This window comes from Nocardioides nitrophenolicus (assembly GCF_016907515.1).
GTDB lineage: Bacteria > Actinomycetota > Actinomycetes > Propionibacteriales > Nocardioidaceae > Nocardioides > Nocardioides nitrophenolicus.
In genome coordinates this window covers 3,778,591-3,803,541 of record NZ_JAFBBY010000001.1, presented here as the reverse complement: position 1 = coordinate 3,803,541, position 24,951 = coordinate 3,778,591, and the positions used below count along the sequence as shown (strand labels likewise).

The window sequence follows — 24,951 nt, the reverse complement described above, 5'->3', positions numbered from 1 at the left end:
TCTCAGTTCCACGAAAGCTGGGTGCCGCCGACGCGGGCGGCCTCGATCTGCGCCTGGTAGCCGGACTCGGCGTACGCACGCATCGGGTCGGCCGGCAGCCCGCGCTCCTCGCGCCAGGCGGCGAGGTCGGCGCGGACGTCGGTGTAGAAGGCGTCCATCAGCACGCCGTTGGCGCCGAGCACGTCGCCGGCACTCTGGGCGGCGTCGAGCGCCGCCCGGTCGACGAGCAGCGCGCGGGCGGTCATCTCCTGCACGTTGAGGACCGAGCGGATCTGGCCGGGGATCTTGTCCTCGATGTTGTGGCACTGGTCGAGCATGAACGCGACCTCGCTGCGCCCGTCGGGGTTGGCCGGGCCGTAGCCACCGCCGCGGATCACCTCGACGAGGATCCGGAACAGCTGGAACGGGTCGGCCGCGCCGACGATCAGGTCGTCGTCGGCGTAGAAGCGCGAGTTGAAGTCGAAGGAGCCGAGCTTTCCGAGGCGCAGCAGCTGCATCACGATGAACTCGATGTTGGTGCCGGGGGCGTGGTGGCCGGTGTCGAGGCAGACCACCGCTCGCTCGCCGAGCGCGCTGACCTGGGCGTACGACGTACCCCAGTCCGGGACGTCGGTGTGGTAGAAGGCCGGCTCGAAGAACTTGTACTCCAGCACCAGGCGCTGCTCGGCGCTGAGCCGCTCGTAGATCGCGGCGAGAGACTCGGCGAGCCGGTCCTGCCGGCCGCGGAGGTCGGCCTGGCCGGGGTAGTTGCTGCCCTCGGCCAGCCAGATCTTCAGGTCGCGCGAGCCGGTGGCGTTCATGACGTCGATGCACTCGAAGTGGTGGTCGATCGCCTTCTGGCGGACCTTCGGGTCGACGTGGGTCAGGGCGCCGAGCTTGTAGTCGTCGTCCTGGAAGGTGTTGGAGTTGATCGTCCCCAGCGCGACGCCCTGCTCGGCGGCGTAGGCGCGCAGCGCCGCGTAGTCGTCGACCTTGTCCCACGGGATGTGCAGCGCGACCGTCGGCGCGAGGCCGGTCAGCCGGTGCACCATGGCGGCGTCGGCGATCTTCTCCTCGACCGAGCGCGGGGTCCCCGCGCTGCCGAAGACCTTGAAGCGGGTGCCGGAGTTGCCGAACGCCCAGGAGGGGAGCTCGATGGCCTGGCCCTCGAGCTGAGCCGCGATGGCGGCGAAGTCGGTCATGAGTGGTGGCTTTCTGCGCGTGCCGTGGTGAGCTGGTCGTCGAGGTTGAAGACCTCGTGGAGCAGGACGAAACCCTCGTCGGGCGCCCCGTCGAGCTGGGTGAAGTACGGCGCCATCTCGGCCTGCCACCGCGCGTTGACCTCGGTGGCGGCCATGGCGGCCTGAGCGGCGACCAGGTCGTCGGCCTCGACGTACCCGATCAGCAGCCCGTCGTCCCGCAGGAACAGGGAGTAGTCGCGCCAGCCGGTCTCCTCGAGCGCGGCGAGCATCTCGGGCCACACGGCCCGGTGGCGCTCGGCGTACTCGTCCATCCGGTCGGGACGGACCTGGAGGCTGAAGCAGTAGCGGGGCATGGTGGGCCCTCTCCCTGTTCCTGCGGTGGCGGGATCAGAAGTGGAACTGGTCGATGTTCTCGGCGTTGAACCGGAACGGGTCGCCGAGCAGGACGGTGCTGTCCTCGCCGACCGTGAACTCGCCCAGGTCGCCGGCCTCGAAGGTGTCACCCTGCTTGCCGGTGATGTCGCCGTCGGCCAGCGCCTTGCCGGCGTACGCCGAGAGGTAGCCGAGCTCCTCGGGGTTCCACAGCGCGAACTCCTTGACCGTGCCGTCCTTGACGTAGTCGCGCATCTGGTCCGGGGTGCCGAGACCGGTCAGCGCGACCTTGCCCTTGGCGGCCGAGGTCGACAGGTAGCGGGCGGCGGCGGAGATGCCGACGGTGGTCGGCGAGATGATGCCCTTGAGGTTCGGGTGGTCGGCGAGCAGCGCGGCGGTCTTGTCGAACGACGTCTGGTCGTCGTCGTCGCCGTAGACGGTGTCGACGAGCTTGATGTTCGGGTGGTTGGCCTGCAGGTCGGACTTGATCAGGTCGATCCACGCGTTCTGGTTGGTCGCGTTGGCGGCGGCCGACAGGATGGCGATCTCGCCGCTGTCGCCGATCTGCTCGGCGATCATGTCGACCTGGACCTTCGCGATGCCCTCGGCGGTGGCCTGGTTGATGAACAGGTCGCGGCACTCCGGGTCGGTGTCGGAGTCGAAGGTGACGACCTTGGTGCCGGCGTCGCGGGCGGCGTTGAGCGAGTCGCACAGCGCGGTCGGGTCGTTGGCCGAGATGACCAGCGCGTTGACGCCCTGGGCGGCCGCGGTGTCGATGTAGGAGACCTGCGCGTCGGGGCCCGCGGTGTCGGGACCGACCTCGGCGTACTTGCCGCCGAACTCCTCGACGGCCTTCTTGCCGCCGGCGTCGCTGGTCTCGAAGTAGGGGTTGCCGAGGTTCTTGGGCAGGAAGGTGACGGTGGTGGCGTCGCCCCCGCCGCCGCCCGAGCCGCCGTCGTCGTCGCTGCTGCCGCATGCGGCCAGGCCCAGGGTGGCGACCAGCGCCAGCGCTGCACCGGCAGCGAACCGCGTGGAGTGGATCCTCATTGAGCTACCTTTCGGGTGTGGTCGCCGTTGTCCGGCGTCTTCGTGGTGACCTCGGGGGACACCGCCCGCCGCGGAAGCAGAGCCCGGATGCGCGGCAGGAAGTTGGAGGCGATCACCGAGCCCACGAGCAGCAGGCCGATGATGATCTGGATGACCTCGGAGCCCTGCCCGTCGAGCTGGAGCGCCGAGTTGAGGACGGCGATGAGGAGCACGCCGGCGATCACGCCGTGCAGGGCCCCGCGGCCGCCGAAGATGGAGACGCCGCCGAGCAGCACGCCCGCGATCACCTTGAGCTCGAAGCCCGAGCCGGTGTCGGTCGCGACGGAGTTGGACTTCAGCGCGACGTACACGCCGGCGAGCGCGGCGACCGCGCCGCTGAGGGTGAACAGGATCAGCTTGGTGCGGGCGACGTTGACCCCGGAGAAGCGGGCCGCCTCGTCGCTCAGGCCGATCTCGAACACGCTGCGGCCGAAGCTGGTGAAGTGCAGCAGCAGGCCGAAGAGCACCGCCAGCACGATGATGACGAGCACGATGTTGGGGTACTGCGTGCTGCCGATCCGGTCGGTGGGCCAGGTACGCAGCGCGCCGGGGAAGCCGGAGATCCGCTTGTCCTGGATCAGTCCCTCGGCGAGGCCGCGGTAGAGCGCCAGGCTGCCGATGGTGACGGCGAGCGACGGCAGACCGACGTAGGCGACGAAGAAGCCGTTGAGCGCGCCGAGGAGGGCGCCGACGGCGATCGCGACCAGGGCGGCGGCGGGCACCGAGAGGTCGTGGTCGACGACGAGCACACCGGTCACGGCGGCGCTGGCGCCGAGCGTGCTCGCCACCGACAGGTCGATCTCGCCGGTGATGATGATGAGCGTCATCGGCAAGGCCATCAGCAGGATCGGCGCGTACTCCTTGAGCAGGTTGTAGACCGTCAGCGGGCCGTCGAAGTACTGCACGTTGCCGAGGGCGTACACGAACACCACGACCAGCGCCACGATCACGGCGGCCTCGCGGTTGAGCAGCAGCCGGGCGAGCGGGCCGCGGGAGTACGCCGGGTAGGTGCGGGTGGCCCGCTCGGCCTGCGGCGCGTCGGGAGTCAGGGTGGTCATGCGTGGTCCCTCGCTTCCACGAGCTGGCGGGTGCGGCGCAGGCTGAGCACGCGGTCGAGGACGATCGAGCCGATGATCAGCGCGCCGACGACGGCGCCCTGCCAGAACTCGCTGATGCCCAGGATCGGGAGCGCGCGGTTGATGGTGACGAGGAGGAAGGCGCCGATCGCGGCGCCCCAGACCGTGCCGCTGCCGCCGAAGATCGCGACCCCGCCGATGACGACGGCGGCGACGGCCTGCAGCTCGATGCCGGAGCCGGTGCCGGAGAACGCGGTCGCGTAGCGGGCGGCGGAGAACACTCCGGCGAGTCCGGCCAGCGCGCCGCAGAGGACGAAGGCGCCGAACACCCGGCGCGCGGCGGGCAGGCCGTAGAGGTCGGCGGCGTCGGGGTCGGAGCCGATCGCGTAGAGCTCACGGCCGCCGCGGGCGGTGTGGAGGTAGTAGCCCACGGCCGCGACGACGAGGACCGCGATGACGGTCAGCACCGGGATGGTCAGCACCTGCTGGGTACCGAGCTTCTCGAAGTGGGCCGGGTAGTCCTGCGCGTTCATCCGGTCGCTGCCGACCTCGTGGGTCAGCGCGCCGCGCAGGACGTACATCGTGCCGAGCGTGATCACCAGCGCCGGCACCTTGAACAGGGTGACGAGCAGCCCGTTGAGGGCGCCGATCACGGCACCGACGGCGAGCCCGGCCAGGAAGACGACGATGACCGGGGTGTCGGGGTTGGCGACGAAGATCTTGCCGGTGACGTACGCCGTGATGCCGAGCGTGGAGCCCACCGACAGGTCGACGTTGCGGGTGACCACGACGACCATCTGGCCGACCGCGAGCAGCAGCAGGATCGACGGCGCGAGCAGGGTGTCGCGCCAGCCGTCGGCGCTCAGCACGAACGAGCTGCGCCGGGTCGTGGCGAGCAGGAGCAGCAGAGCCAGCACGATGACGATGGCGAGCTCGCGGGAGCGGAGCACGGTGCGCACCGCCCGGGTGACCGCGCTCTCCTGGGAGGGGGCGAGGGTGGACGTGCTCATGCGGCCGGCTCCTTCGTCGCGGTCGTGGAGCGGGTGGCCGCGGCCATCACGTTCTCGGGGGTGGCCTCGGCGCGCGCGATGTCGGCGGTGATCCGACCCTCGCAGACGACGAGCACCCGGTCGGCCATGCCGAGCACCTCGGGCAGCTCGGAGGAGATCATCAGGATCGCGACGCCCTGACCGGCGAGGTCGGAGAGCAGGCGGTGCACCTCGGCCTTGGTGCCGACGTCGATGCCGCGGGTCGGCTCGTCGATGATGAGCAGCTTCGGGTCGGTGGCGAGCCACTTGGCGATGACGACCTTCTGCTGGTTGCCACCGCTCATGGTCGCCGCGCGCATGTCGAGGGCGCTGGTCTTGACCTCGAGCCGCGCGGCCCACGGCGCGCTCGCCCGGTTCTCGGCGCGCGCGGTCAGCAGGCCGGCCTTGGCGAGCCCGCCGCGGATCACCGAGGCGATGTTCTTGGCGACCGAGCCGTCGATGACCAGTCCCTGCTGGCGACGGTCCTCGGGGACGAAGGCCATGCCGGCCCGGATCGCGCGCCGGGGGTCGCGGCGCGGCACGGGACGGCCGGCGAGGGTGACCCGGCCGGCGTCGTACGCGTCGACGCCGAAGACCGCGCGGGCGATCTCGCTGCGGCCGGCGCCGACCAGTCCGGCCAGGCCGACGATCTCGCCGGCGCGGACCTGGAAGGAGATGTCGTGGAACTCGCCGCGCGCACTGAGGCCCTCGACGTCGAGGACGACCTCGCCGATCGGGGCCGGGGTCTTGGGGAACAGCTCGGCGACCTCGCGCCCGACCATCTTCGCGACGATCTCGGACTCGGTGGTCTCGGCGATCCGGGAGGTGGCGACGTAGGCGCCGTCGCGCATCACGGTGACCGTGTCGCACAGGTCGAAGACCTCGTCGAAGCGGTGCGAGATGAAGACCAGGGCCCGGCCCTCGTCGCGCAGGCTGCGGGCGACCGCGAAGAGCCGGGCCACCTCGTTGCCGCTGAGCGCCGCGGTCGGCTCGTCCATCACGAGCAGCTTCGCGTCGAGGGAGATCGCCTTGGCGATCTCGATCAGCTGCTGGTCGGCGATCGAGAGCCCGTTGGCGACCCGGCGCGGGTCGATGCTCACGCCGAGCCGGGCGAAGAGCGCCTCGGACTCGGCGTACATCCGGGGGCGGTCGATGCGCCGGCCGCCGCGCAGCGGGTGGCGGCCCATGAAGATGTTCTCGGCGACCGAGAGGTCGGGGAAGAGCGTCGGCTCCTGGTAGATCACCGCGACGCCGGCGGCCTTGGACTCGGCCGTCGAGGCGAAGTCGACCGGCCGGCCCTGGAGCTCGAACTCCCCCGCGTCGCGGCGGTGGACGCCCGCGACGATCTTGACCAGGGTCGACTTGCCGGCGCCGTTCTCGCCGACCAGCGCGTGGATCGAGCCGGGGTCCACCTCGAGCGTCCCCGAGCGCAGGGCGACGACCGCGCCGAACGACTTGGCGACACCCCGCAGCGCGAGCGTCGGGACGACGCCGGGCTCGGGCACGGCGCGCTCCTCGTGGTCGGACATCTCACTCCTCGTTCTCGGCATTCGACTATTGAAAGGTTTCAATAGCGAATGCCCCGACGCTAGGTGACGACGCTCACAGGCGTCAAGACATGACTCGCAACTTTCTTGAAACGAATCAATAATGAGACGTGCGGGCCGTCGGAGGTCCTAGGGTGAGGCCAACCCACCAGGAGGAAGCCGTTGAGCACGAGCGAGGTGCAGCGCAGCGTGTCCGTCAAGGACGTCGCCTCGGCCGCCGGAGTCTCGGTCGGCACCGTGTCCAACGTGCTCAACCGGCCCGAGAAGGTCTCCCCCGCCACCCTCGAGCACGTCCAGGAGGTGATCGCCGAGCTCGGCTTCGTGCGCAACGACGCCGCCCGCCAGCTGCGGGCCGGCACCAACCGGGCCGTCGGCATGGTCGTGCTCGACGTCCGCAACCCGTTCTTCACCGACGTCGCGCGCGGCGTCGAGCTCAGCCTCGGCGAGCACCGCCGCCCGCTCATCCTCGGCAGCTCCGGACAGGACGCGCAGCGCGAGTCGACCTATCTCGACCTGTTCGAGGAGCAGCGGGTCAGCGGCCTGCTGATCACCCCCGTCGGCAAGGTGCTCCCCCGGCTGCGCCGGCTGCGCGAGCGCGGTACGGCGGTCGTGGTGGTCGACCGGCGCACCGGAAGCCGGGAGTTCTCCTCCGTCGCCGTCGACGACCTGCGCGGCGGCCGGCTCGCCGCCCGGCACCTGCTCGACTCCGGGCGCCGGCGGCTCGCGCTGCTCGGCGGCCCCCGCGGCCTGAGCCAGGTCAAGCACCGCCTCCGCGGCGCCCAGGAGGCCGTCGACGCCGTCGCCGGCGCCCGGCTGGACTTCGTCGAGACCGCGACCATGGACGCCGCGGCCGGGCGTCAGGGTGCCGAGCAGCTGATGTCCGGCTCCCGCCGGCCCGACGCGATCTTCGCCGCCAACGACCTGATCGCCCTCGGCGTGCTCCAGGCCCTCACCCTCGCGGGGCTCCGGGTGCCCGACGACGTCGCCATCCTCGGCTACGACGACATCGACTTCGCCGCCTCCGCCGCCATCCCGCTCAGCTCGGTCCGTCAGCCGCGGGAGGAGATGGGAGCGGTGGCCACCGGGCTGCTGCTCGACGCCATCGCGGACCCCACCGCGCAGGTGCGCGACATCGTGCTCGAGCCGGAGCTCGTCGTACGCCGGTCGACGGGGGGCTGAGCGACACTCAGCGGAAGGCGGCCTCACCCGTCAGCGCGCGGCCGATGACCAGCTGGTGCACCTCGCTGGTGCCCTCGTAGGTCAGCACCGACTCGAGGTTGTTGGCGTGCCTCATGATCGGGTACTCCAGGGTGATCCCGGCGGCGCCGAGGATGGTGCGGCACTCCCGCGCGATCGCGATCGCCTCGCGCACGTTGTTGAGCTTGCCGAGGCTGACCTGGTCGGGGTGCAGCCGGCCGGCGTCCTTGAGCCGGCCCAGGTGCAGCGCGAGCAGCATCCCCTTGCCGAGCTCCAACGACATGTCGGCGAGCTTGGCCTGGGTGAGCTGGTAGGCCGCCAGCGGCTTGTCGAAGATCTCCCGGTCCTTCGCGTACGCGATGGCTGTGTCCAGGCAGTCGCGGGCCGCGCCGAGGGCGCCGAACACGATCCCGAACCGGGCCTCGTCGAGGCAGGAGAGCGGACCGCGCAGCCCGCGCACCTCCGGGAAGGCCGCCGAGTCGGGGAGGCGGACCCCGTCGAGCACCAGCTCGGAGGTGACCGACGCGCGCAGCGACATCTTCCTCTTGATCTCCGGCGCCGAGAAGCCCTCGGTCGACGTGGGGACGACGAAGCCGCGGATCCCCTCGTCGGTCTGCGCCCACACCACGGCGACGTCGGCGACCGAGCCGTTGGTGATCCACAGCTTGTTGCCACTCAGCACCCAGCCGTCGCCGTCGCGGACCGCGCGGGTGCGCATGCCGGCCGGGTTGGAGCCGAAGTCGGGCTCGGTGAGGCCGAAGCAGCCGATCGCCTCGCCGGCGGCCATCCGCGGCAGCCACTCCTCCTTGTGCTCCTCCGAGCCCCACTTCCAGATCGCGTACATCGCCAGCGAGCCCTGGACCGAGACCAGCGAGCGCAGGCCCGAGTCGGCGGCCTCGAGCTCCAGACACGCCAGCCCGTACGCCGTCGCGCTGGTCCCGGCGCAGCCGTAGCCCTCGAGGTGCATCCCGAGCACGCCCAGCTTGCCGAGGTCGCGCGCCAGCTCGCGGGCGGGGATCGTCGCGGACTCGTACCACTCGGCGAGGTGCGGCTTGATCCGCGCCTCCACGAAGGAGCGGACGGTGTCGCGCATCGCGATCTCCTCCTCGTCGAGCAGGTGGTCGATGCCGAAGAGGTCGAGCGGCGCCTGGGCCATGGAGGTCACTTCCTGTCGGGTCGAGCGGTTCAGAGGAATGCGGAGATGCCGGTCTCGGCCCGGCCGATGAGCAGCTTCTGGATCTGGCTGGTGCCTTCGTACAGGGTCATCACCCGAGCGTCGCGCATGTACTTCTGGACCGGGTACTCGTCGACGTACCCGTAGCCGCCGAGGGCCTGGATCGCCAGGTTCGCGGCCTTGACCGCGGCCTCGGACGCGAAGTACTTCGCCTTCGACGCCTCGGTGGCGAAGGGGATCCCGCGCTCGATCAGGTCGGCCGCGCGCCAGGTGAGCAGCCGGGCGGCGTCGGCGTCGACCGAGATCTCGGCGATCATGTCCTGGATCAGCTGGAAGGACGCGAGCGGGCGGCCGAACTGCCGGCGCTCCTTGCTGTAGGACACCACGGCCTCGAGGCAGCCCTGGATGATGCCGACGCAGCCGGCGCCGACCGAGACCCGGCCCTTGTCGAGCGACTGCATGGCCAGCTTGAAGCCCTGCCCCTCCTCGCCGACGAGCGCCGAGGCGGGCACCCGCACCCGGTCGAAGCCGAGCTCCGCCGTCGCCTGGCCGCGCAGGCCGAGCTTGCCGTGGATCTCGGTGCGGGTGAACCCCGGGGCGTCGGTAGGCACCAGGAACGCCGACACGCCCCGCGGGCCGGGCTCCCCGGTCCGGGCGAAGACCAGGCACACATCGGCCCAGGTGCCGTTGGTGATGAAGATCTTGCTGCCGGTGATCAGGTAGTCGTCGCCGTCGCGGACCGCGCGGGTCTTGAGGTTGCCGGCGTCGGAGCCGGTGTCGGGCTCGGTGAGGCCGAAGCAGCCGAGCCTGGTGCCGGTCGCGATGCCGGGCAGCCACTCCTGCTTCTGCTCCTCGGTGCCGTGCTCGAGGACGATCTTGCCGAACAAGCCCATCGAGACCGACACGATGCCCCGCACCGCCGAGTCGGCGCGGCCGAGCTCCTCCATGCCGATGCAGTAGGTGATGTAGTCGCCGCCGATGCCGCCGTACTCCTCGGGGATGGTGAGGCCGAAGAAGCCGATCTCGCCCAGCTTGGGGATGATCGCGGTGTCGACCGACTCCCGGCGGTCCCACTCGGCGCGGTACGGCACCACCTCGTTGTCGAGGAACTCGCGGGCCAGCTTGCGGAAGCCGAGCTGGTCCTCGGTGAGGGTCAGGTCCATCAGTCGTCTCCCTGCTCGTGCTGCTGGTCGTAGGTGTAGAAGCCGCGGCCGGTCTTGCGGCCGAGGTGGCCCGCCTCCACGAGCGCCCGCACGGTCGCGGACGGGGCGTCGGCGGGGTCGCCGGTCTCGGCGTACCGAGCCTGCTTGGTGAGGAAGCCGATGTCGATCCCGGTGAGGTCCATCAGCTCGAAGGGGCCCATCGGGTAGCCGAGGGCGGTGCGGCAGGCGGTGTCGATCGCCTCGACGGAGGCGTAGCCGCCCTCGAGCAGCCGGATCGCCTCGTCGCGCACGGCGTTGACGATCCGGTTGGCGACGAACCCGGGGATCTCCTTCTCCAGGACGACGGGCAGCTTGCCGATCCGCTCCACGAAGCCGACGGCGGTGGCCAGGGTCTCGGGCGACGTCTCCGGACCGCTGACCACCTCGACGCACTTCATCACCAGCGCCGGGTTGAAGAAGTGCAGGTTGCAGAACCGGTCGGGGCGCGTGGTGGCCGCGGCCATCGCCGAGGGCACGAAGCTCGACGAGTTGCTGGCCAGGATGGTGCGCTCCGGACAGAGTCGGTCGAGCTCGGCGAACAGCTCGCGCTTCACGTCGAGCTTCTCGACGACCGCCTCGACGACGAGGTCGACGTCGGTCACCGCCGGCAGCTCGGTGGCGAAGTGGAGCCGCGCGAACGCCTCCCCCACCTCCTCCGGGGTACGCCGGCCCTTGACGATCTGGCGCGCCATCCGCTCGCGCAGCTCGCGCTCGGCCCGGGCCAGCGAGGCGACCTCGATGTCGTGGAGCGCGACCTGGTGCCCGGCCAGGGCGGCGACCAGCGCGATCTGGGCGCCCATCGCGCCGGACCCGACCACCAGCACCCGCTGCGTGCCGCTCATCGCGCGCTCCAGCTCGGCGTGCGCTTGGCGAGGAATGCCTCGGCGCCCTCGCGCTTGTCATCGGTCGTGTAGAGCAGCGCCTGTGCCAGCCGCTCGACGACCAGCCCGGTGCGCTGGTCGGCGTCCATGCCGGAGCGGATGACCAGGGTGGCCAGCCGGACGGCGAGCGGACCCTTCGCGAGGATCGTCCGCGCGACCTCGCGCGCGGTGTCGAGCAGGGCGTCGGGCTCCGCGACCCGGGTCACCAGCCCCGCGGCCAGCGCCTCCGCGGCGGTGAGCATCCGCCCGGTCAGCACCAGGTCGATCGCCAGCCCGGTCCCGACCAGCCGGGCCATCCGCTGGGTGCCGCCGGCGCCCGGCAGCACCGAGAGGTTGGTCTCCGGCAGGCCGAACCGGGCGGAGGTGGCGGCGATCCGGAGGTCGCAGGCCATCGCGAGCTCGCAGCCGCCGCCGAGGGCGTAGCCGTTGACGGCGGCGATGGTCGGCTTCGGGTAGGCCTCCACCTCGTCGTACAGGCGCTGCATGTCGGACGCGAGCCCGGTGTGCAGGTCGTAGTCGCGCAGCTGGGCGATGTCGGCGCCCGCGACGAAAGCCCGGTCGCCGGCGCCGGTGAGCACCAGCGCACCGACGGCGTCGTCGTCGCGGAAGGCGTCGAGCACCCGGCGCAGGTCGTCCTGCACCTGGCGGCTGATCGCGTTGCGCACCTCCGGCCGGTTGATCGTCACCAGCGCGACGCCGTCGGCGACGTCCACCAGCAGGGTCTCGAGCTCCATCACGCCTCCTCCGGGAGCAGGGCGACGCCCTGCCCCACTCCGATGCACATCGTCGCAAGTGCCCGTCGCACGCTCACGAGCCGGCCATCCGGTCGCGGAGCTGGAACTTCTGGATCTTGCCGCTCGGCGTGCGGGGCAGGTCCTCGAGGACGACGAGCCGCTCGGGCCAATACTGCTTGGCCACGCCCCGTCCGGCCAGGAAGCGCTGCAGGTCCTCGAAGCTCAGCTCCGTCCCCGGCCTGAGGACCACGCACGCGCAGGCCCGCTCCTGCAGCCGCGGGTCCGGCGTGGCCACGATCGCCACCGCGTCGACCGCGGGATGCTCGTAGAGCGCGTTCTCGACATAGGCGACCGGGATGTTCTCGCCACCGCGGATGATGACGTCCTTGGTGCGACCGGAGATGCGCAGGTAGCCGTCCTCGTCGATGTACGCGAGGTCGCCGGTGTCGAACCACGCCTCCCCGCCGTCGTCCGCGGGCACCAGCAGGCTGCGGGTGAGGTCCAGCCGCTCGGCGTACCCGACGAAGAGGAAGGGCCCCCGCACCTGCAGCGCGCCCTCGGTGCGCGCGGGCACGACGGCGCCGTGCTCGTCGACGACCCGGATCTCCATGCCCGGCCAGGGAAAGCCGTCGGTCTCCACGATCTTCTCCTCGGGGTCGCCCGGGATCCCGATGGTCACCAGGCCCTCCTCGGTCTGGCCCCAGCCGCCGACGACCACCAGGCCGGGCAGCGCCTCCCGCGCGGCGCGGACGACTGCCGGCGGGATCGGGGCGCCCATGCAGCAGAACCGGACCAACGACGAGAGGTCGTGCTCGGCCAGGTCCGGCACGTCGAGCAGGTCGTGCAGGAACGGCGTCGCGGCGGAGGTGTAGGTGATCCGGTGCTGCGCGACCAGCTCGACGAAGGCCGCGGGGTCCCACACGTCCTGCAGCACGCAGGTCGCGCCGTTCTGCACGTTGAGCCGGGCGCCGTAGAGGAAGCCGGTCAGGTGGGCGAGCGTGGAGGCCATGTGCAGCACGCTGTCGCCGGTGATGCCGAGCCGGACGGGCAGCGGGTCGTTCGCGGCGACCATCGTGTTGTGGGTGTGCATCACCCCCTTGGGCTCGCCCGTCGTGCCGCTGGTGAAGATGAGCAGGGTGACGTCGTCGGCGTCCGGCCGCAGCGGCGCGAGGACCGCGGGGTCGGCCCGCTCCTCCCAGGCGGTGTCCACCAGCTCGTCCCACGACGGCTCGCCGACCACGAGCAGGTCGACCGGCTGCTCCCAGCCGGGCCGCAGCCGCTCGATCATCTCCGGGTAGTCGAAGCCACGGAACTCCCGGGGCACGACGACCATCCGCGACCTCGCCAGGCCGACCATGTAGCCGACCTCGCGCTCGCGGTAGATCGGGATCAGCGGGTTGCTGATCGCCCCGATCCGGGTCGCCGCGTAGTGCAGGACCACCCACTCGATCCGGTTGGGGAGCTGGAAGGAGATCACGTCACCCGGACCGACACCACGCTCGAGGAGGCCGAGGGCGACCCGGTCGACGAGCCGGCGCAGCTCGGCGTACGTGATCGAGCGGCGGCTGTCGACGAAGGCCACCTTGTCCGGGCTCGCCGCGGCGTGCTCGTCGAGGAAGTCGGTGATCGTGCGGCCGCGCCAGTGGCCGGCGGCGGTCTCCCGGGCGATCCGCTCGGGGGTGAGAAGGGTGTCGAACACGACGGGCTCCCTGGTCAGGAACGGATCAGGACATGGTCAGGCCGCCGCTGACGCTGACGGTCTGGCCGGTGATGAAGGCGGCCTCGTCGGAGGCGTAGAAGGCGACGGCGTTGGCGAGGTCCGCAGGGAGCCCGAGACGGCGCATCGGGATCGCCTTGGCGAGCGCCTCGCGCAGCCGCTCCCCGCCCATCGAGGCGAACAGCGCGGTGTCGGTCGGGCCGGGGCACACGCAGTTGACCGCGACGCCGGCCCGCGCGACCTCGCGGGCGGTCGCCTTGGTGAAGGCGATCACGCCGCCCTTGGCGGCGGAGTAGACCGCCTCGCCCGACGAGCCGACCCGGCCGGCGTCGGAGCCGAGGTTGACCACGCGGCCGCCACCCTGGGCGATCATCAGCGGCAGCACCTTCTTGGAGGTGTTGAGGACGCCGTACAGGTTGATCGCGATCACCCGGTCCCAGGTCTCCGGCTCCGAGTCGACGAACGGCTCGGCCTTGTCCCAGCCGGCGTTGTTGACCAGCACGTCGACCCGGCCGAAGCGCGCCACGACCTGGTCGACCATGGCGTCGACCGACGTCCGGTCGGTGACGTCGGTGGCGATGCCGATCGCGCCGGCGCCGATCTCCTCGGCGGTCTCCTTCGCGCTCGCCTCGTCGATGTCGGTGACCACGACGGTCGCGCCCTCGGCGGCCAGCTTGACGGCGATCGCCTGGCCGATGCCCTGACCCGCGCCGGTGACGATCGCGATCTTGCTCTCGAGCTTGCCCATGGTTGGCTTCCTTCCGATCAGGGTGCGTAGGCGCGGCCGAGCAGGCCGCGGGAGATGACGAGCTTGGAGACCTGGGCGGTGCCGTCGCCGATCTCGAGACCGATGACGTCACGCAGCCGCTGACCGACCTTGTGCTCGGTCGAGTAGCCGACGTGGCCCAGGGTGAGCAGGGCCTGGTGGATGACCTCGGTGGCGAGCTTGGGCGCCCAGAACTTGGCCATCGCCGCCTCGGCGCTGTGCTCGAGGTCGTGGTCCTTGAGCCAGAGCGCCTCGTAGCAGACGTGGCGCGCGCCCCTGAGATAGGTCGCGAACTCCGCCAGCGGGAAGCTGACCCCCTGGAACCGGCCGATCGGCTGCCCGAACGCCTCGCGGTCCCGGGCCCACTGGGCGGCCTCGTCGAGCGAGACCTGCGCGGCGCCGAGGCAGAGCAGGCCGATGATCGCGCGGGAGTAGTCGAAGCCCTGCATGACCGACACGAAGCCGTCGCCCTCGGCGCCGATCAGCTCAGTCCGGGTGACCCGGACGCCGTCGAAGTGGACCGAGGCCCGGCCGATGGCGCGGCTGCCCAGGTCGTCGAAGGCGCTGCGGGTGACGCCCGGGGTCGTCAGGTCGACCCAGAACGCCGAGACGCCGCGGGCGCCGGGGCCTCCGGTGCGGGCGAGGACCACGGCCCGGTCGGACGCCATGCCCAGGGTGATCGAGGTCTTCTCGCCGCTGAGCAGCCAGGCGTCGTCGCCGTCGGGGACGGCGCGCAGCTCCAGGCTCGCGGCGTCGGTGCCGTGGCCGGGCTCGGTGATCATGATGCACGGCACCGTCGCGCCGGACGCGATCCCCGGCAGCCAGGCGGCCTTCTGCTCGGCGCTGGCGTTGCGGACGATGATGTCGCTGATCAGCGCGGTGTTGATGATCAGGTAGCCGGCGTTGAAGTCGGCCCGGCCGACCTCCTCGGCGGCGATCCCCGCGACCACGGCGGTGGCGTCCTGGCCGCCGTACTCCTCGGGGATGCGGAGTCCGGTCAGGCCCATGCCCGCCATGTCGAAGGCGAGCTGGGGGCGGAACTCCGCCGCCCGGTCGTCGGCCTGGTAGTGCGGCGCGAGCACCTTCTCGGCCCACCGGCGCAGCTCGGCGCGGAAGGCCTCCTGGTCTTCGTCGAGTCCGTAGTGCATCTCAGTGCCAGTTCACGTGCGGCGCGAAGTCGGCCGGGCGCTTGTCGGCGAAGGCGGTGGCGCCCTCCATGCCCTCGGGCGAGACGCCGAAGATGTCGAGCGCGGTCATCGCCATGTTGGAGAAGCCGGCCTGGTGGTCGGTGTCGGCGTTGAAGGACTGCTTGAGGAAGCGGATCGCGGTCGGGCTGAGCACGGCGACCTCCGCGACCCACGCCTTCGCCTCGGCGAGCAGGTGGTCGGCGGGGACCACCTTGTTGACCAGGCCCATCTCGAGCGCCGCCGCCGCGTCGTACTGACGGCACCAGAACCAGATCTCCCGGGCCTTCTTCTCCCCCACCACCCGGGACAGGTACGCCGATCCGAAGCCCGCGTCGAACGAGCCGACCCGCGGCCCCGCCTGGCCGAAGCGCGCGCCCTCGCTGGCGATCGAGACGTCGCAAAGCACGTGCAGCACGTGACCGCCGCCGACCGCGATGCCGTTGACCGCGGCGATGACGGGCTTGGGGATGTCGCGCATCACCTTGTGCAGCTCGCCGATCCGGAACCGGCCCAGCTCACCGGGTCCGTAGTCGCCGGTCTCCGCGCGCTGCTTGACGTCGCCGCCGGTGCAGAACGCCTTCTCGCCCGCGCCGGTGAGCACGACCGCGCGCACCCGCTGGTCGGACCAGGCCAGGTTGAAGGCGCTGATCAGCTCGTCCACGGTCTGCGACCGGAAAGCGTTGTAGCGCTCGGGACGGTTGATCGTGACGATCGCCGCCGCGTCCTCGACGACGTAGGTGATGTCGCCGAACTCGTGCTCCATCAGGTCGCTCATGCCGACCCCTCCTCGCAATGTGAATGTTCGTTCATCTGCGATGAACGTAGGTTCATTTTCCCCGGATGTCAACGCCTCCGCCCCGATCGGCCGTGATTGAATGAACCCACGTTCACTCGACCGACCCGGAGGCCGTGACGATGACCCAGGCACTCGACCCCGACGCCGCGGCACGCGAGGCGCGCGCCCAGCAGCGCAGCGAGCAGCTCCTCGACGCCGCCGCGCGGCTGATGGAGCGCGAGGGCTCCCACGGTGTGTCGATGCAGGCGCTCGCCGCCGAGGCGGGGGTCAGCGTGGGCCTGATCTACCGCTACTTCGGGAGCAAGGACGAGATCCTGCTGGCCGTCATCGTCCACGTCCTCGACGACTTCGCCACGACCGTGCCCGCGGCGATGACGACGGTGGGCGACGACCCGGTCGAGCGGCTGGCCGCCGCCTTCCGCGGCTACTGCGAGGTCATCGACCGCCACCGCCACGCCGCCGTGCTGACCTACCGCGAGGGCAAGTCACTCGACGAGGCCGGGCGCCAGCGGATCAAGGACCTCGAGGTCGAGACCACCGAGCCCCTGCGCCGCGCCATCGCCGACGGGATCGCGGCCGGCGTGCTGCGCCAGGTCGAGCCCGAGCTGGTCTCCGCCAACCTGGTCCTGCTCGCCCACGCGTGGGCGCTCAAGCACTGGTACTTCGAGCGCACCCTCGGCTTCGACGACTACGTCCGCCAGCAGTTCGCGCTCGCGCTGCACGGGATCGTGGAGCCCCGGCAGAAGCGGAGGTACGCCGCACTGCTGCAGGGCTGATCGCTCGCCCCCGACCACTCATCCCACGCCGAGGTCGCGCAGCTCCCGCCGGCTCGTCAACCCCAGCTTGGCCAGCACGTTGCGGATGTGGAAGGCGACGGTGGGCTGGGCGATCCCGAGCCGGTCCGCGATCTCGCGGTTGGTGTGCCCGACCGCGGCGAGCCGGGCGATCTCGCGCTCCCGCGCGCTCAGTGACGCGAGCGCGCCGGAGGACTCCGACTCCGGCTCCCGCTGCAGCAGCAGGTGGGCCGCGTCGGCGAGCCGGGACCTGCCGAGGGCGGCGAGCTCGGTGGCGGCGCGGCGCAGCAGCCGGCGAGCCGCCGGGCGGCTGCCGCCGGACTCGAGGAGCAGCCGGCCGGCGTCGTACGCCGCCAGTGCGGCGGTGTGTCCGGGCGGGCCCGCGGCTGCCCGGCGGTAGCCGCGCAGCGCCTGGTTGGTGAGCCCGTAGGCCTCCGCCACCCGGCCCTCCAGCCAGTCCATCGACGCGTAGACGGGATGGAAGCCGACGCCGGCGAGACCGCGGAGCTCGGCCAGCTCGGCGTCGGCCTGCTCCGCGCGGCCGAGCGCGCACAGGGCGGCCACCCGGTAGGACCGGATCGACTGGCTGGCCAGGCGCAGCCCGGCCAGCCGCTCGGGCGCCAGCAGGTCGACGATCAGCTCGGGCTCACCCGTGGCGAGGGCGTGCTCGACGCGGTGCAGCAGGTCCAGCTCGGCGCCGAAGGTGTCGTAGTCGGTGACCGTCACCTCGGCCATGATGGCCAGCTCGCGACGGTAGGCGTCGTGGTCGCCGCGGGCCGCGGCCAGCACGGCACGCAGCTGGTAGTAGAGCGGCCGGGCGGAGACGTCGGTGTCGTCGAGGATGGTGGCCTGGGTGTCGTCGACGATCGCCCGCGCCTCGGCGTACCGGCCGAGCAGCCAGCGGGTGTAGGCCGCCATCACCTGGCCGTGTCCGATCGACCAGCCCACCACCCCCGATGCCTGCAGTCGCAGCACTCGCGCGAAGTCGGCGTCGGCCTGCTCGATCTGCCCCATGCCGACCAGGACCGAGCCGCGGCAGACCAGCGCGTCCGCGAGCGCGGGACCGTCGGCGGCGACGTCGATCTCCCGGTCGAGGAGCACGTAGTCGTCGAGCAGGCGCTCGATCTGGCCGGTCATGCCGGCCGCGATGACCGAGAGCGCCCGGCAGCGCAGCGCGACCTCCTCGGCGCTGGGCAGCACCGCGAGGCGGCGGTCGGTCGGCGGCTCGTCGCCGGGCCCGATCGCGCACGCCGCCGTCAGGGCCTGGTCGACCAGGCCGAGCAGGGGCGCCGGATCGCCCGTGGTGAGCTGCACCAGCACCGCCAGCATCGCGGTGTGCATCCCGATCAGGGCGGCGTCCGGGTGCTCGGCGGGCGTGGGCGGGTCGGCACGCAGCTCGGCGACGAAGTCCCGGGCCCAGCCGACGTCGCCGGTGATCTGGCGGGTCTGCAGGAGGGCGAGGTCCCGCACCGGTCCCGGCGGCATCGCCTCCAGCCGCGGGATCAGGTCGATCACCAGCGGCGACACGACCAGACCGGCGGCCAGCACGCACACCTCCTCCACGAGGCCGTCCGCGAGCGCCGGGTCGCCACCGGCGTCGGCGACGGCCAGCGCGGCGCGGAGGTAGGACACGGCCCGCGGCCCCTGGCGCGCGGCCACCGCGTCGGCCACGGCCCGGCGCACCTCGGCCAGCAGGACGTCGCTCAGCCCGGTCGCGGTCACCGCCGCCGCCTGGAGCCGGCAGGTCAGCGCCCGGTGCGGGTCGGCGAGCCGCTCCGCCGCGGCGACCAGGATCTCGGTCTGCCGGGCCGGGGCGAGCTGGGCGACGACATCGGCCGCGAACAGGTCGTGGAAGGGCGCGACGGCCGGATCGCCCCCGGCGTCGGAGGCCACCAGCAGGCCGGCGCGCACGGCGTCGTCGACGACCCGCGCGGGGACCACGTCGCCGGGCAGCACCGCGGCGAGCACCTCCTCGAGCTGCGTGGCCCGGATCGGGTCGCGCAGCGTGGCCGCCACCTCGACCGCCGCCATCAGGTCGGCGGGCTGCTCGGCGGCAAGGCCACCGAACGGGTTCTCCGGGAGGAAGCGGAAGCTGACGTCCTCGTCCCAGTGCGAGCGGTGGGTGCGGCGCAGCGCGCTCGCCAGCTGGTCGACCAGCACCGGCAGCCCACCGGACAGCTCGCGGAGCCGGTCCGCGAGCCGCAGCGAGACCTCGATGCCGTGCACCTGCGACAGGTAGGCCCGCAGCGAGGCACCGCCCAGCTCGGGCATCCGCAGCCGGCGTACCTCCTGCCAGCCGGCGGGGTCGCCGCCGGTGATCCGGTCGGCGAGCGCGTCGGTCGCGCCCGGGTGCCCGGCGAGGACCACGACGATGCCGGCGTGCGCGAGCCGGCCGAGGACGAACCGCAGGACCCGGACCGACGCCTCGTCGACCCACTGCGCGTTGTCGACCACGATCACCTGGCGCCGCCGCGGACCGGCCGCGTCGCCGAGCGCGGCCACCAGCGCTCGCGCCACGTCCAGGAGGGAGGGCTCCTCCCCCGGCCGGGCGATGCGTACGCCGGCGGCGTGCCCGAGCTTGTCGGCCAGCGCATAGGGCATCGGCTGCTCGAAGGCGTCGGCGGAGACGACGATGGCCCGGGCCCGGCTCGCGGAGGCGACGAGCTGGCGCAGCCAGACGCTCTTGCCCGCACCCGAGAGACCGGTGACCGCGATCAGGACCGACCGGTGCTCGACGTCGGCCAGCGCCCGCCGCGCGCTCTCCCAGGCCGCGCTCGGGTAGTCCGAGGCGGCGAGCGCGGGCAGCACCGACGCCGGCACGTCGCGGCCGGCCACGGTGAGACTGCGTCCCAGCCCCGCGGAACGACTCATGACGGTCCCCTCCGGACCATGCGCTCCCCTCCCTCCCCCGGCGTCGAACCTATCCGAACCGGATGGGTTTTCCGGCCGAGCCCGTCCCGACGACGAGGTCCTGCCTAGCGTCCCTGCCGGGACGACCCGCGGTGGCGGGCGGGGAGGAGTACGTCGATGAGCAGGTCGAGCAGCGCCGGGATCCAGGCGCGCGTGGGCTGGCGGAGCCGGGTCGTCGTCGTCGGCGCGCTGGGGCTGGTGGGCTCCGGCGCCGTGGTGGCCGCGCTCACCGAGCCGGCCCGGGCCGCGGCCATCCAGCAGTCGTGGACGACGGCCGGGCACCACGAGTTCGTCGTACCGAGCGGCGTGACCACGCTGACCGTGACCGTCTCCGGTGCTGGCGGCGGACGGGGCGGCAACGGCCACGGCGGGTCGGGCGGCCAGGGCGGGCCCGGCGCGCTCGGGACCTTCACGATCACCGTCGCCGAGGGCGACGTGATCGGCGCCGACCTCGGCGCGACCGGCCAGCGCGGCGGCGACTCCGACAAGGACGACGCCGGGTCCGGCGGCTGGGGAGCCAACAGCCGCGGCGGTGCGTCCGGCGGCACCGGCGCGACCGTCGCCGGCGCCGACAACGCCCGAGCCGGCGGCGGCGGTGGCGGCGCCTCGACCCTCACCGTCAACGGCGTCGACGTCGTGATCGCCGGTGGCGGCGGTGGAGGTGGCGGCGGCGCCGCCGACGGCGCCACCGGCCACGAGTCCGGAGGGCAGGGTGGCCCCGGCGCCGGCAACGGCCAGTCCGTCCCCTCTCCCGGCGGCGGTGGCGGCAGCGCCGGCAGCAACGGCGCCGGCTGGGGCACGGGCGGCGGCGACGCCAGCTCGGGCTCGGGCTCCGCGGGCGGCGGTGGCGGCGGCGGTGGGTACCGCGGCGGCAGCGGCGGGAACGGCGGCACCTTCGGGATCGGCGGCGGCGGCGGGGGCGGTGGCGGGAGCAACTGGTCCGTCGGCAGCGCCTCCGTCACCCAGGTCGGCGGCTGGAGCGTCCAGGACGTCGTCGCCGACGGCACGGTGCGGATCCTGGCCCGGCAGCTCTTCGCGACCGGCATCACCGTGACCGCGCCGCAGGGCGTCGTCACCGGCCAGTCCTTCACCGTGCCGGTGAGCGTCGCGGCGGCGGCCGGCGGCCAGGGCCCGACCGGCAGCGTCACGCTCGACGCGATCGGCAACGGCGGCTCCACGCCGCTCGGCACGGTCACCCTCGCCGGCGGGGGCGCCACCGTGCTGGTCCCCGCGGGACTGCCGGCCGGCGACTATACTCTCGCGGCGAGCTACACCCCCGACGGCGCCAGCGACTCCTACCCGTCGACCGGGCAGGCCCAGCTGAGCGTCGCCCGGGGCGCCACCACGGTCGACCTCGGCGTCCCGGACGAGCCGGTCGTCGTGGGCAGCCCGGTGACCTTCACGGCCCAGGTGCGGCGCGCGGCGCCGAGTGTCGGCGTACCGACGGGGACGGTCAGCATCCTGGCCGACGGCGTCCCGCTCGGGAACCCGGTGCCGATCGACGCGACCGGGGCCGCGACGTACTCCACCCGCGGGCTGGCCGCGCAGGTGCACCAGATCACCGCGGCGTACTCCGGGGACGACCGGTTCGACGCCTCGACCAGCGCCCCCAAGGCGATGGCCGTCAACCGTGGCGCGGTCACGATCACCCTGTCGTCGCCCTACAACCCGGTGGTCGTCGGCGCGGACGTCGTCGTCCGGGCCGCGGTCGCGCAGGCCTCGACCAGCGCCCCCGTCCCCACCGGCACCCTGCGCCTGTACGACGGCACGACCGCCACTCCCCTCACCGATGCGGTGGCGCTGGACCACCAGGGCGTGGCTCGCTTCACGGTCCCCGGGCTCGCCGTCGGCGAGCACCGGCTGTTCGCGGTCTACTCCGGCGACGGCAGCACGCACCAGGAGGTGTCGTCGTTCCTGACCCAACAGGTGCTCCAGCGCACCGGCACCCCCACGCTGAAGATCTTCACCGGCTCGCTGATCGTCGCGAAGGGCAGGTCCGTGCTCATGAAGGCCCGGCTCACGCCCGACGGCGGCGACCTCCCGCTGCCAGCCGGCACCGTCACCTACTACGACAACGGCAAGGCGCTGGGCGCTCCGTCACCGGTCTCCAGCACCCGCTGGGGTGGCGCGGTGCTCCGCAAGCTGCGCCCCGGACCGCACCGGATCACGGCCCGCTACACGCCCGAGGCCGGGTCGCCGTACCGACCGACGACGAGCAACGTCGTGGTGCTCTCGGTCCGGCGCACCCCGCCGGCCGTCGTCCTGGACGCGAAGGTGCGCGCCCTCGGCGGGGACCGCTACCTGGTCCGGGTGGCCGCCGAGCGTCGTACGACGGGGCGCGCGGTCGGCGGCCTGGTCCGGGTCCGGCTCGGCGACGACGCCGTCGTCGCGCGGGTGTCGCTGCGCCACGGCCGGGCCCGGTTCGTGGTGACCGCCCCGTCGGCGGACGCGGGCTTCGTGCTGCTCACGCTGCGCGGTCGGCACGGTGGGCTGCGGGCGGAGCGGGCGCTCGCGCTGCGGTGAGGCTCACGCTCACCGGCCCGAGACCGCGATCCTCGCGTCGAGGATCGCCTGCTCGATGCTGCGCGGCGCGTAGGCGTCGCCGACGGTGAGCACCGGGAGGCCGGCCTCCGCCAGCGCCGCCCCGAGCTCGCTGACCGGCAGCGGCGCCGCGATCCAGACCAGCGTGTCGACCTGCTCCAGGACCCGCGTCGAGCGGGCATACCCGCTGCGCACCACGAGCCCGCCCGGGGTGGACCCGACGACGCGGGTGACGGGCAGGAACTCGACGCCGAGGTCGCTGAGCGCCGCGTACTCCAGCCGCCAGTTCGTGACCTCCAGCGCGGCGCCCGGGTACTGCTCGGGCGTCAGGTAGCGCACCCGGCAGCCGCGTTCGGCCAGCACCCGGGCCACGTTGAAGCCGGGCCAGTCCGCGACGGCGTCGTAGACGACCACCTCACCGGAGCCCACCGCTCCGTCGAGGACCTCCGCGAGCCCGACCAGGGGAACGTCCTGCTGGAGCCGGGCGAGCGCCGAGGCGGTGAGCTCGGCGTCGGGGCTGGGCACAGCCGGGTGGACGGAGCCGGTCGCGACCACGACCAGGTCGGGGTCGAGCGCCGCCACGTCAGCGGTCCGGGCGTCGACGCCCGTGCGGATGTCCACTCCGTGGTCGGCGCACTGGCGCTCCAGCCACTCCACGACGGAGCCGAGCTCGCCGCGGTCGGGCGTGCGCGCGGCGGTCGCGGCCTGGCCACCGACCTTGGTCCCGCGCTCGAGCAGGGTGACGCGATGCCCACGGACAGCGGCGACCCGTGCCGCCTCGAGGCCCGCGGGACCGCCGCCGACCACGACCACGCGGGCGCCACCGGCGCCCGCCGGGACCTCCTCGGGAAGGTCGAGCTCGTGACCGACACGGGGGTTGTGGATGCACCGGATGCCGTGGCCCTTCTCCAGGCTGTCCATGCAGTTCATCGCTCCGACGCACGGCCGGATGTCGGCGGTGCGCCCGGTCCGCGCCTTCTCGGGGAGGTGGGGGTCGGCGATGAGCGCCCGCGCCATCACGACGGCATCGCACGCGCCGGCCTCCAGCAGGTCCTCCGCGGTGCGCGGATGGTTGACCCGGCCGACCATGAAGACGGGCACGTCGACCACGCTCCTCACCTGACGGCCGTACTTCTGCCACAGACCGGGAGCGAAGGTCATGTTGGGGATGTTGCGAGCGGTGTTGAGCGCGTCCGAGTAGTGGCCCATGGTGAGGCTGACGTAGTCGAGGCAGTCCCAGGTGCCGATCGTGCCAATCACCTCGGCCATGTCCATCGCGTCGGGCTCGCCCTTGTCGAGGCCGGCCGCTGTCAGCCGCGCACCGACGGCCAGGCCGGGACCGGCGGCCTCGCGGACCGCGCGGGTGATCAGCTCGGCGAAGCGCAGCCGGTTGTCGAGCTCGCCGCCCCAGTCGTCGGTGCGCCTGTTGGTCGTGGGTGAGATGAACTGCTCGACCAGGTTGCCGTGGGCGAAGTGCAGCTCGATGCCGGACAGCCCGCCCTCCCGGCACCGCCGCGCGGCCGCGGCGAAGGCGTCGACAATCGCCAGGATCTCGGGCTCGGTCAGCTCGTGGGCGACCCGCCAGCGACCGCCGAGGTAGCTGGCCGGGACGCTGGACGGGGCGACGTACACCTCGGCGCCGCGACCGGTGTACTCCCCCTGGCTGCCCGGGTGGTAGAGCTCCGCGCTGTAGTGCGCGCCGTGCTCGCCGACGGCCTTCGCCACCGCCCGGTACGCCGGGACGACCTCCTCGTCGGCGTTGTAGAGGTCGAGGTAGTCGCCCGTGACCGAGGTCGCCTGCGACACGATCAGCGCCGCTCCCCCACGAGCCCGCTCCCGGTGGTACTCGACGAGCTGGTCGGTGTAGCGGCCGGACCGCGCGAAGCCGGTCTGGTGGGCGGAGTTGACGATCCGGTTCCGCAAGGTGAGCGGGCCGACGCGCAGCGGCGAGAACAGGATCGGGTATTCGGGGTGGCGCTCGTCCACGGGTCACCTCGGGTGCTGGTCGTCGGGCCGCGGGGGCCGCACAGATCACACTGAATGCAATAGTGCATTCAGTGAGACATACAGTAGGCTTCAGCAGCCCCGACCGCAACTCGCCCGAAAGGCGCAGCCCGATGACCGAGCCTCCGCTCTCCCTCACCGAGGAGGCACACCGTCGCATCCGGTCCGACATCATCGAGGGCCGGATCCGGCCGAACGTCCACCTCGTCGCCAACGACCTCGCCCAGCAGCTGGAGATCTCCCGCACGCCGATCCGCGAGGCGCTGCAGCTGCTCGCCAGCGAGGGACTGGTGGTCGCGACGCGGCGCGGGTTCGTCGTCCGCGAGCACTCCCCCGAGGAGATCCGCCACATCTACGAGGTACGCGCCGCACTCGAGGAGATGGCGGCCCGGCTCGCGGCCGAGCGAGCCACCGCCGACCACATCGCGACTCTGGAGCAGCTCGGCGCCCACACCAAGGCGACCGCCGGCGGCCCCCGCGAGGTCATCGTCGACCTCAACGACGCCTTCCACGAGGCGATCATGGTCGCGGCCCGCAACCCGCGCCTGCGCAACATCAACCAGCGCAACTCCGAGCACTTCTTCAACTACAACATCGCGAAGCTCTACTCGCACGAAGAGGCGGCGCAGGCGATCGCCGAGCACGCGACCATGCTGAAGGCGATCAAGAAGCGCGACGGCGACGCGGCCGCGAAGGCCTCCCGCGAGCACGTCATGAACGCCCTTGAGGTCACCCTCCAGAAGCTGCGGTAGGCCGCC

20 protein-coding genes are annotated in these 24,951 nt (G+C 72.5%); 4 read left to right on the top strand and 16 right to left on the bottom strand.

The window, feature by feature from the left end; genetic code table 11:
• Positions 1-2 precede the first annotated feature (2 nt).
• Genes rhaI through JOD66_RS18440 form a run of 6 tightly spaced genes read right to left on the bottom strand, consistent with a single transcriptional unit; the run spans position 3 to position 6,272 of the window.
• Positions 3-1,181, bottom strand: a complete 1,179-nt coding sequence (gene rhaI, locus JOD66_RS18465; protein WP_204838287.1) for an L-rhamnose isomerase — start codon at positions 1,179-1,181, stop codon at positions 3-5.
• Entirely contained in the window at positions 1,178-1,534 is a 357-nt protein-coding gene (locus JOD66_RS18460) for an L-rhamnose mutarotase (RefSeq protein ID WP_204838286.1), read from the bottom strand. The genes rhaI and JOD66_RS18460 overlap by 4 nt, the downstream gene beginning before the upstream one ends.
• 34 nt (positions 1,535-1,568) lie before the next feature.
• Positions 1,569-2,600, bottom strand: a complete 1,032-nt coding sequence (gene rhaS / locus JOD66_RS18455) for a rhamnose ABC transporter substrate-binding protein (RefSeq protein ID WP_204838285.1) — start codon at positions 2,598-2,600, stop codon at positions 1,569-1,571.
• Entirely contained in the window at positions 2,597-3,697 is a 1,101-nt protein-coding gene (locus JOD66_RS18450) for an ABC transporter permease (RefSeq protein WP_204838284.1), read from the bottom strand. Before JOD66_RS18450 ends, rhaS begins: the two co-directional genes overlap by 4 nt.
• The gene (locus JOD66_RS18445; RefSeq protein WP_204838283.1) at positions 3,694-4,725 is read right to left on the bottom strand and encodes an ABC transporter permease; all 1,032 of its coding nucleotides are present in this window, start codon (positions 4,723-4,725) and stop codon (positions 3,694-3,696) included. The genes JOD66_RS18450 and JOD66_RS18445 overlap by 4 nt, the downstream gene beginning before the upstream one ends.
• Complete coding sequence (locus JOD66_RS18440) at positions 4,722-6,272, bottom strand: sugar ABC transporter ATP-binding protein (protein WP_204838282.1); 1,551 nt, start codon at positions 6,270-6,272, stop codon at positions 4,722-4,724. The genes JOD66_RS18445 and JOD66_RS18440 overlap by 4 nt, the downstream gene beginning before the upstream one ends.
• 180 nt (positions 6,273-6,452) lie before the next feature.
• On the opposite strand from JOD66_RS18440, the gene JOD66_RS18435 reads away from it, so the two are divergent.
• Complete coding sequence (locus tag JOD66_RS18435; protein ID WP_239545318.1) at positions 6,453-7,469, top strand: LacI family DNA-binding transcriptional regulator; 1,017 nt, start codon at positions 6,453-6,455, stop codon at positions 7,467-7,469.
• A gap of 7 nt (positions 7,470-7,476) precedes the next feature.
• Here the strand turns inward: JOD66_RS18435 and JOD66_RS18430 are convergent, their stop codons facing one another.
• The 8 genes from JOD66_RS18430 to JOD66_RS18395 form a co-directional block, all read right to left on the bottom strand.
• Positions 7,477-8,643, bottom strand: a complete 1,167-nt coding sequence (locus JOD66_RS18430; protein ID WP_204838281.1) for an acyl-CoA dehydrogenase family protein — start codon at positions 8,641-8,643, stop codon at positions 7,477-7,479.
• 29 nt (positions 8,644-8,672) lie between these two features.
• A complete protein-coding gene (locus tag JOD66_RS18425) occupies positions 8,673-9,824 on the bottom strand; it encodes an acyl-CoA dehydrogenase family protein (protein WP_204838280.1) in 1,152 nt (383 codons plus the stop codon).
• Entirely contained in the window at positions 9,824-10,705 is an 882-nt protein-coding gene (locus JOD66_RS18420; RefSeq protein ID WP_204838279.1) for a 3-hydroxyacyl-CoA dehydrogenase family protein, read from the bottom strand. The genes JOD66_RS18425 and JOD66_RS18420 overlap by 1 nt, the downstream gene beginning before the upstream one ends.
• Positions 10,702-11,478, bottom strand: coding sequence for an enoyl-CoA hydratase/isomerase family protein (locus JOD66_RS18415; protein ID WP_204838278.1), 777 nt, complete (start codon positions 11,476-11,478; stop codon positions 10,702-10,704). The genes JOD66_RS18420 and JOD66_RS18415 overlap by 4 nt, the downstream gene beginning before the upstream one ends.
• 73 nt (positions 11,479-11,551) lie before the next feature.
• The gene (locus JOD66_RS18410; RefSeq protein ID WP_307823600.1) at positions 11,552-13,177 is read right to left on the bottom strand and encodes an AMP-binding protein; all 1,626 of its coding nucleotides are present in this window, start codon (positions 13,175-13,177) and stop codon (positions 11,552-11,554) included.
• 25 nt (positions 13,178-13,202) lie between these two features.
• Positions 13,203-13,943, bottom strand: coding sequence for an SDR family NAD(P)-dependent oxidoreductase (locus JOD66_RS18405; protein ID WP_204838277.1), 741 nt, complete (start codon positions 13,941-13,943; stop codon positions 13,203-13,205).
• A gap of 17 nt (positions 13,944-13,960) precedes the next feature.
• The gene (locus JOD66_RS18400) at positions 13,961-15,109 is read right to left on the bottom strand and encodes an acyl-CoA dehydrogenase family protein (protein WP_204838276.1); all 1,149 of its coding nucleotides are present in this window, start codon (positions 15,107-15,109) and stop codon (positions 13,961-13,963) included.
• 1 nt (position 15,110) lies between these two features.
• Positions 15,111-15,923, bottom strand: a complete 813-nt coding sequence (locus JOD66_RS18395; RefSeq protein WP_239545316.1) for an enoyl-CoA hydratase-related protein — start codon at positions 15,921-15,923, stop codon at positions 15,111-15,113.
• A 140-nt stretch (positions 15,924-16,063) separates the two neighbouring features.
• Here JOD66_RS18395 and JOD66_RS18390 point away from each other — a divergent pair, with 140 nt between their 5' ends.
• Positions 16,064-16,720, top strand: a complete 657-nt coding sequence (locus tag JOD66_RS18390; protein ID WP_239545314.1) for a TetR/AcrR family transcriptional regulator — start codon at positions 16,064-16,066, stop codon at positions 16,718-16,720.
• A gap of 18 nt (positions 16,721-16,738) precedes the next feature.
• Here JOD66_RS18390 and JOD66_RS18385 read toward each other — a convergent pair whose 3' ends face one another.
• Complete coding sequence (locus JOD66_RS18385; RefSeq protein WP_204838274.1) at positions 16,739-19,609, bottom strand: helix-turn-helix transcriptional regulator; 2,871 nt, start codon at positions 19,607-19,609, stop codon at positions 16,739-16,741.
• 156 nt (positions 19,610-19,765) lie between these two features.
• On the opposite strand from JOD66_RS18385, the gene JOD66_RS29200 reads away from it, so the two are divergent.
• Entirely contained in the window at positions 19,766-22,171 is a 2,406-nt protein-coding gene (locus JOD66_RS29200; RefSeq protein ID WP_204838273.1) for an Ig-like domain-containing protein, read from the top strand.
• A 9-nt stretch (positions 22,172-22,180) separates the two neighbouring features.
• Here JOD66_RS29200 and JOD66_RS18375 read toward each other — a convergent pair whose 3' ends face one another.
• Positions 22,181-24,175, bottom strand: coding sequence for an oxidoreductase (locus JOD66_RS18375; protein WP_204838272.1), 1,995 nt, complete (start codon positions 24,173-24,175; stop codon positions 22,181-22,183).
• 131 nt (positions 24,176-24,306) lie between these two features.
• Here JOD66_RS18375 and JOD66_RS18370 point away from each other — a divergent pair, with 131 nt between their 5' ends.
• Entirely contained in the window at positions 24,307-24,945 is a 639-nt protein-coding gene (locus tag JOD66_RS18370; protein WP_204838271.1) for a GntR family transcriptional regulator, read from the top strand.
• The last annotated feature ends 6 nt before the right edge of the window (positions 24,946-24,951 follow it).

Bases quoted from the DNA above. Each gene is read 5' to 3' on its own strand.
- JOD66_RS18395 (WP_239545316.1), bottom strand. From the start codon at position 15,923: ATGAGCGACCTGATGGAGCACGAGTTCGGCGACATCACCTACGTCGTC.
- JOD66_RS29200 (WP_204838273.1), top strand. From the start codon at position 19,766: ATGAGCAGGTCGAGCAGCGCCGGGATCCAGGCGCGCGTGGGCTGGCGG.
- JOD66_RS18415 (WP_204838278.1), bottom strand. From the start codon at position 11,478: ATGGAGCTCGAGACCCTGCTGGTGGACGTCGCCGACGGCGTCGCGCTG.
- JOD66_RS18400 (WP_204838276.1), bottom strand. From the start codon at position 15,109: ATGCACTACGGACTCGACGAAGACCAGGAGGCCTTCCGCGCCGAGCTG.
- rhaI (WP_204838287.1), bottom strand. From the start codon at position 1,181: ATGACCGACTTCGCCGCCATCGCGGCTCAGCTCGAGGGCCAGGCCATC.
- JOD66_RS18390 (WP_239545314.1), top strand. From the start codon at position 16,064: ATGACCCAGGCACTCGACCCCGACGCCGCGGCACGCGAGGCGCGCGCC.
- JOD66_RS18460 (WP_204838286.1), bottom strand. From the start codon at position 1,534: ATGCCCCGCTACTGCTTCAGCCTCCAGGTCCGTCCCGACCGGATGGAC.
- JOD66_RS18445 (WP_204838283.1), bottom strand. From the start codon at position 4,725: ATGAGCACGTCCACCCTCGCCCCCTCCCAGGAGAGCGCGGTCACCCGG.
- JOD66_RS18440 (WP_204838282.1), bottom strand. From the start codon at position 6,272: ATGTCCGACCACGAGGAGCGCGCCGTGCCCGAGCCCGGCGTCGTCCCG.
- JOD66_RS18370 (WP_204838271.1), top strand. From the start codon at position 24,307: ATGACCGAGCCTCCGCTCTCCCTCACCGAGGAGGCACACCGTCGCATC.
- JOD66_RS18450 (WP_204838284.1), bottom strand. From the start codon at position 3,697: ATGACCACCCTGACTCCCGACGCGCCGCAGGCCGAGCGGGCCACCCGC.
- JOD66_RS18425 (WP_204838280.1), bottom strand. From the start codon at position 9,824: ATGGACCTGACCCTCACCGAGGACCAGCTCGGCTTCCGCAAGCTGGCC.
- JOD66_RS18420 (WP_204838279.1), bottom strand. From the start codon at position 10,705: ATGAGCGGCACGCAGCGGGTGCTGGTGGTCGGGTCCGGCGCGATGGGC.
- JOD66_RS18385 (WP_204838274.1), bottom strand. From the start codon at position 19,609: ATGAGTCGTTCCGCGGGGCTGGGACGCAGTCTCACCGTGGCCGGCCGC.
- rhaS (WP_204838285.1), bottom strand. From the start codon at position 2,600: ATGAGGATCCACTCCACGCGGTTCGCTGCCGGTGCAGCGCTGGCGCTG.
- JOD66_RS18405 (WP_204838277.1), bottom strand. From the start codon at position 13,943: ATGGGCAAGCTCGAGAGCAAGATCGCGATCGTCACCGGCGCGGGTCAG.
- JOD66_RS18430 (WP_204838281.1), bottom strand. From the start codon at position 8,643: ATGGCCCAGGCGCCGCTCGACCTCTTCGGCATCGACCACCTGCTCGAC.